We start from the raw sequence: 4,163 nt of genomic DNA on the forward strand, positions 1-4,163 counted from the left end.
AATTCCACCGGGAAATCGTACAGTGTCTCCACCTCATCCAGCCACATACTCCCCCGAAATAACATCTCACCCCACCCCTGTTTTTGCCTGAATACTACCAGATCCTCTCCCGCATAATACCGGTCGGCCCGGTTCAGAGTGGAAAAACAGCCCGTTGCAGCGCAAGAACCCGGCAGGCGTGTTCGGCAAGGGACGTGAACTGGTACGCTTCATCAAGGGTTTTTCCAGCGGCGAACGTACCATGCCCGCGGACGATAACGAGTTTTGTTTTCGACAGTGCGGATGCAACAGTGTCGGCGATCTCCTGTGAACCCGGTGCGCCACCGACAACGGGAATTGTTGGGCAGAACATCTTTCCTTCGCTGTCCTCAGGAATGATAGTGTCCATTACGAGCGATGCAGCAACCGCGGCCTGAGGGTGAGCATGGACAATGGCCTGATGGGCGGAACTCTGGTACACGGCAACGTGGACCCGGTACTCGCTGGATGCCAGTGGAGGAACCGGCCCGCCAAACGGGACAAAGACAAGTTCTTGCACATCATCAAGGTATTCACCGGTCCGCTTGATGAAAAAACCTTCATCTCCTTTGCGGAGACTGATGTTGCCGAAATTGCCGCCAACAAGATGTTCGGCAAAAAGGCGTTTACCGATCCGTTCGAATTCCCGGGTTGGTATGCTGGGGTGTGTCACGTTTTTCCTTTCCGTCCGCATGAGGGGGAATTAATGGAACCGGATCCCCACGTCCCGCATCTTGTTGTACCGGGCGATGTTGAGCAGGAGGGGAGTCAGGGACTCAACCATGGAGGAGACTGAGAGCGGACCGGCATCAAATGCTTTCAGATGGGAGATGCGGTTGACAACTGCCATCACTTCCTTCTTCGCATCCGCATCATCACTGCAGACAGGGACGGAATAATCAAGTTCCTCGTCAAGCGCTTTCCACTTGTTTGCAGCAATCGTGTTGAAGGCCGAACAGATCCGTGCCTCCTTTGGGAGCATCTTCTGGATCATCAAAGCTGCAGATCCTTCGTTTGGGGGAACAAAGACAAAGTGGTCCTGCTTCTCCATGGGGTTGACAGGGCTTACCACAATCTTATTTTCAAAACCGTGAAGTGTTGCAAGCGTCCCTGCCACGTGCTTGAAGGGAATTGCAAGGATCACAATATCTGCTGCATCGATGGCAGCCTGGTTGGTGACACCATTGAGAGAACAGGTCTTTCCGCGTTTCAGGAGTTGTTCGCGGCCCATTATGCAGGTCGCTTCGGCCTTGTCCTGCTCCCGCGATCCAACAACAACATCATAGAACGGGGAGAGGCGCATCGCCATCCCCTCCCCGATATCGCCTGTTCCCCCGACAATACCGATCTTCATTCATTCCACCAGGGGCTTTAAGAGGGTCTCCAGTGTCCCTGCATCCGTGACGCCTTCGAGAGACTGGACAACCCTGCCATCTTTCTCAATGATAAGGGTGGGTACGACACGTATGCCGTATTTTTCGGCAAGATCCATGTGCTGGTCCACATCAATCTTCCGGATCTCGACTGCATCACCCATCTTTTTTGCCAGTTCCTCGATGATAGGGGTCTGCATCTTGCAGGGTCCGCACCATGTGGCAAAGAAATCAAACAACACCGGTTTGCTCATTTGGATATACCCGGTAGAGTTGTCGATGAAAAAAAAGATAAACCTATGGTATTGTTACTTGGAGAGGATCTGCATGATGATCCTGCCATAGGCAGGCCGGGTGATGATGACCCCTACCAGCACACCGAGGATGGTGATGATGGCAAAACCCTTCAGGGTCGAGAGGTCCATGAGGGCCAGGGGGACCATCGCTATGATTATCGTTGCCGCTGCGGCAACAATGATACCCAGTGCCCGGGCAAGCCGTTTGAGATAGAGGTTCGGTGAAGGCACCTTTCCTTCATGCAGGATCTCGTCCGTGATGATGACCAGCTGGTCAATACCGGTTCCGAGAACGGCAATCAGACCGGCAATAGTCGGAAGGTCCATCTGGAACCTGATGGCTGCAATGAACCCCAGCAGGATGACGACTTCCGAGGCATTGATGAGTATCATGGGGAGAACCATGCCGGGCTCACGGTACCGGTAATACACCGCACACCCCACGGCACCAAGGGCGCAGAGGCCGGCAAGGATACTCATCATCTTGTAGCGTTCTCCAAGAGGTGCGGATGTGCTCCCCGATCCGGCAACGGCGACATCAACCGGAAGGGCCCCGGCACGCAGGTGAATCTCCAGGCTCGTTGCCTGGTCTGCTCCGGCATTGCCGGTACCTGTAGAAGCCACCATCCGCCGTGTCGTGGTTGTCTTTAACGATGAGGCAAGATCCGAGCTCAGTGGTGCCGAGTAGACGGTCTTGTTATCGAGGATCATTGCAAGGTAGTGGTTTTCCGGATCATCGGTTGCGCCGTACCGGATCGCAGCGTCCTGGAATGCCTGCGCCCCGGCTTCGTTCAAGGTGAACTCAACGCCCCAGGAATTGGTCTGGAGATCTTTCTGGGGCCTCTGGACGCTGGTAATCACATCGCCAAAGAGCACGTGTTCAGTCTGGTTGCCGACAGTCTGGACCCGTATCTCGAACTTGCCCTGCTTGCCGACAATCTCCTGTGCTTCAGCCATATCCACGCCGGCAAGCTCGACACGGATATACCGGACCACGTTGTTCATGCCGGCAAGGGTATTGACCTTTGCATCCTTGGTGCCAAGGCTGTTGATCTTGGTCTCAAGAATCGTCTTTACATGGCTTCCGGTATCCTTGGAAACCCCCTGCTGGTAACTGGTCAGTTTCCCGCCGGCTTCGGCAAATTTCTGCTCCAGCTCAGCCTGGGTGTAATACTTCCGGATCTCGATATGGTTCTCATCAATGAGTTCGATATCCGCATCAAGGCTGTTAGACAATTTCGTGACGAATTCCTGGAGGGGTTCATCCGTAGTGAACCCGACCACCTCTGCCCGGAGCTCAAGCTGGATCCATGCTCCCTGCTGGAGGTCTAAACCATACTGGAGGTTTGTCGCAAGGTGGCCATTCTCGTCGATATGGGGCCCGATTGCCACCAGGGAGAGGATAACGAGAATAATCAGCGTTGCAACGCGCCAGTCCGTCAGAATTGCTTTGAGTTCAGCGGAATTCATCGTACACCTCCTTTCTGCACGTACCATTTCAGGATGGCCGCATTGGTCAGCCAGGTATTGATGACATCAAAGAGAAGCCCGATGAGAAGCACTGCAGAGATCTCCATGAGGATCTGGATCGATCCAATCCAGGATACAATAAAGAGGGCGGTGATCGCGGCAAAGGTAGTTGAGGTCATGACGATCCCCGTGTGGAAAGCCCCCGCCAGTTTCTCCTGCAGTTTTCCCTGGCGTTTCAGTACACGGTTGGTGAGCAGGATATCGCTGTCCACAGAATAACCGATAAGCATCAGAAGGGCTGCCGTTGTCCCCAGGGTCAGCGTGATACCGACAAAGTTCATCGCTGCCGCGGTCATGACGATATCGGCAAAAGCAGATAGCACAACGGCAACACTGGGAACAAACGTCCGGAATGAGAGAAAGACCACGATTGCCATGCCGATAAAGGAAAAGATCAGGGCAATGAAGGCCTGGTATTGCAGTGATTTACCGAATGTTTCGCTGATCTGGTTAATGCTGGCATCCGGGTATTTCTGCCCGACAAGGATTGCAAGAGACCGGGACTGGGTGTCATCCATGGTCCCGAACTTGAGAAATTTTGCATCGTTCATATTGCTGATATCGACAAGAGGATACCCTGCAAAGACAGTCCGCAACTCGTCGTGCGTATCGGTTGTCCGGATAGTAACCGCGGTGCCTCCTGAGAAATCAAGGCCGGGGGTAACCGGCATTCCCGTCGACATCATGTTGAAACCGATGAAGATGAGGGAAAGTACAAGAAGCACGAGCGGGATAACTACCAACTGCTTTGGAGAATATTTCTCGATGTTATAGTTGATCAATCCCATGTCTTACTCATCTGTTGATGCACGATTAAATAGTTATCAGGCCAGTATGGTGAGAACGTTGTTGTTTCAGCGTCGTAAACGAGTCCGCGCGGACGCGGATTTCATGATTGCGCAGAAAATTTTTGTTTCTTTTTTAATTGTCGGAATTTGCTAAAGGG

5 protein-coding genes are annotated in these 4,163 nt (G+C 53.1%); all 5 read right to left on the minus strand.

All coding sequences use genetic code 11. From position 1 onward, the window contains the following. Positions 1-133 precede the first annotated feature (133 nt). The 5 genes from CW742_RS08170 to CW742_RS08190 are packed head-to-tail and all read right to left on the minus strand — an operon-like array spanning position 134 to position 4,005. Positions 134-676, minus strand: a complete 543-nt coding sequence (locus tag CW742_RS08170) for an aldolase (RefSeq protein WP_292418963.1) — start codon at positions 674-676, stop codon at positions 134-136. A 45-nt stretch (positions 677-721) separates the two neighbouring features. After that, positions 722-1,372, minus strand: coding sequence for an NADPH-dependent F420 reductase (gene npdG, locus CW742_RS08175; protein WP_292418949.1), 651 nt, complete (start codon positions 1,370-1,372; stop codon positions 722-724). Further along, complete coding sequence (gene trxA, locus CW742_RS08180; RefSeq protein ID WP_292418952.1) at positions 1,373-1,645, minus strand: thioredoxin; 273 nt, start codon at positions 1,643-1,645, stop codon at positions 1,373-1,375. A 54-nt stretch (positions 1,646-1,699) separates the two neighbouring features. Next, positions 1,700-3,157: a preprotein translocase subunit SecD gene (locus tag CW742_RS08185; protein ID WP_292418957.1), complete on the minus strand. Its 1,458-nt coding sequence runs from the start codon at positions 3,155-3,157 to the stop codon at positions 1,700-1,702. Then, entirely contained in the window at positions 3,154-4,005 is an 852-nt protein-coding gene (locus CW742_RS08190) for a protein translocase subunit SecF (RefSeq protein WP_292418960.1), read from the minus strand. Before CW742_RS08190 ends, CW742_RS08185 begins: the two co-directional genes overlap by 4 nt. Positions 4,006-4,163: the final 158 nt, after the last annotated feature.

The organism is Methanoregula sp. (assembly GCF_002835825.1).
Lineage (GTDB): Archaea > Halobacteriota > Methanomicrobia > Methanomicrobiales > Methanospirillaceae > Methanoregula.

Bases quoted from the DNA above. Each gene is read 5' to 3' on its own strand.
- npdG (WP_292418949.1), bottom strand. From the start codon at position 1,372: ATGAAGATCGGTATTGTCGGGGGAACAGGCGATATCGGGGAGGGGATG.
- trxA (WP_292418952.1), bottom strand. From the start codon at position 1,645: ATGAGCAAACCGGTGTTGTTTGATTTCTTTGCCACATGGTGCGGACCC.
- CW742_RS08185 (WP_292418957.1), bottom strand. From the start codon at position 3,157: ATGAATTCCGCTGAACTCAAAGCAATTCTGACGGACTGGCGCGTTGCA.
- CW742_RS08190 (WP_292418960.1), bottom strand. From the start codon at position 4,005: ATGGGATTGATCAACTATAACATCGAGAAATATTCTCCAAAGCAGTTG.